4 protein-coding genes are annotated in these 1,832 nt (G+C 47.1%); all 4 read right to left on the bottom strand.

What is annotated here, in order from left to right; translation table 11 throughout:
* Positions 1-85: 85 nt before the first annotated feature.
* Positions 86-400, bottom strand: a complete 315-nt coding sequence (locus H163_RS24990; protein WP_081626089.1) for a hemagglutinin repeat-containing protein — start codon at positions 398-400, stop codon at positions 86-88.
* 60 nt (positions 401-460) lie between these two features.
* Positions 461-769, bottom strand: a complete 309-nt coding sequence (locus H163_RS24545; RefSeq protein ID WP_147290479.1) for a hypothetical protein — start codon at positions 767-769, stop codon at positions 461-463.
* A gap of 170 nt (positions 770-939) precedes the next feature.
* Positions 940-1,368: a hypothetical protein gene (locus H163_RS24190; protein WP_081626090.1), complete on the bottom strand. Its 429-nt coding sequence runs from the start codon at positions 1,366-1,368 to the stop codon at positions 940-942.
* Positions 1,369-1,385: 17 nt separating this feature from the next.
* A partial coding sequence (locus tag H163_RS24635; RefSeq protein WP_169445944.1) for a hypothetical protein occupies positions 1,386-1,832 on the bottom strand: 447 nt, incomplete at its 5' end.

The following is a 1,832-nucleotide window of genomic DNA, read 5'->3' on the forward strand; positions in this document are numbered from 1 at the left end:
CTCCTTCATACCCATTATGCACGCCCGTACACGAAATTCCTGACAGTCCCCACTCTGGGTGTTGAAGACCGGGTTGCCGCAGCTGTCAAAGCGCACATTGCCCGAAGCATCGCGCACAGGCGTGTAGAGCTGACCGCTGCCGCTGTGCGTTACCGTGCCGTCTGCATTGCGCGTGTAGCCCGCTGGCGGTGATCACCGCATCATTCCCGGCATCGATCTGCGCCCCTTGCGAGACAACGTCCCGCCCGGCGCTGATGATCAGGTCATTCCCCGCCGAGAGGGCCGTGACGCGAGCTGCCTCCCCCGACTGGGTGCTGCCGCTCTTCGAGCTGGAAACGCCAACGCCAAGCGTCAGGCTGGCAGGATCAACGGGGTGCGCATTGGGCTCGCAGGGCCGGATGCACTGATGACGCCGAGGCTTAGGGCGTCAGACTGTCAGGTGAATACAGTTCTTGCACAACTATAATCTTCGCCCGGTTTCCATTTCCCAGTCTTCTCGATACTCCCAAGGAGTATCCACTCTCGTTAACTTCCAATAGAAGCTGGTCACCGCATCGTGCAGATCACTATACCAACTCAGGCAACTGGATAATCCCCGTTCAATGTATAAAATTATCCACCTACCATCAGCACCCTCCAGCAAGCAAAGCACACCATCTTGAAACTTTTCATCACCCTCAGACCCAATAAAATAAGAAAAACTATCAACTCCATTTTTCTGAAGAGCAAATTTCAGAAGTTCTATTGTTTTTATTTTATCGATCATCATTTTACAACCCTAAGACATCCAGCATCAATCATGCTCTGAACGCTTCGATCCGTCACTTGGAACTATGAACTAGCAACTGAGATAAAATTCACAACGCAAACCTGTTATTTAAACGCTGTATTTTCGCGAATAATACGTTATATTTAATATAATAACTTCGAAACAATATTCTAAAGATATATTTTACATAAACTTAAATTGCCTGAATTGGCAAAAATTCCATCAATTATTGATAATTTATCCTCATGCTCCAAAACACTAAATCCAATATCTCCGAAATCTAAATAAGCTCCAACACAACCATCTTCCACATTCGGAATCACGTACTTGTAAACGGCAATCAACTCCTTACCCAAATATCTATTCAACTCGTCTGATTTCTGAACCGGATATGCAAAATCATCATGAATTGCATTTAAATCTAAAAGCTTTGGCTCTGATTCAACAGGCAAAATTCTCAAGATCCCCTCGCCAAGGTCTAACGAGATCCACCCCGACTTTGAAAATCTAAAGTACAGAACGAGCATTTCACGAACCAAAGACCCCGACATAAAAAAAGACCGAAATCTAAACTCGCAAATTCTCTCACCTACAATCATAGTTATATCTCTTATATTTAGAACTTTGAGGATTTTTCTGGAATCAAAGTATCAAACTCATACCCACCACCAGGCAAAACTCGGAGGCTCACAGTGCTATTAGTCTTAGAGCTATAGAAATGGATAAGATCGTACCCTCCTCGAACAGAGGATTTAGGGATTAAGTTGCTGACAGCCGTCGCGTTTTCCAGTGTTTCTTTAACTGTCAACTTGGCCTGTTCGACGCCCGCGCGACTGGCCTCGTAAGGCAATCTACCTTCACCAATTTTAGTACCCAACTTTTTGTTCAAGCTTGCCGCTTGAGAGCCGAGAAACGCATCAACCCCACCAAACTCAGGAGGTTTTGGAGTTTCTTTTGGGCTGGGAGTGCCCTGCCCGCCTGTTGCCACTGTGCCCGGAGACTGAGGCTTCGGGGCTTTGAGGCGGGCTGCGAAGGGGCCACCAAAGCCACCGGCAAGGGCTGT

This window comes from Pannonibacter phragmitetus DSM 14782 (assembly GCF_000382365.1).
GTDB lineage: Bacteria > Pseudomonadota > Alphaproteobacteria > Rhizobiales > Stappiaceae > Pannonibacter > Pannonibacter phragmitetus.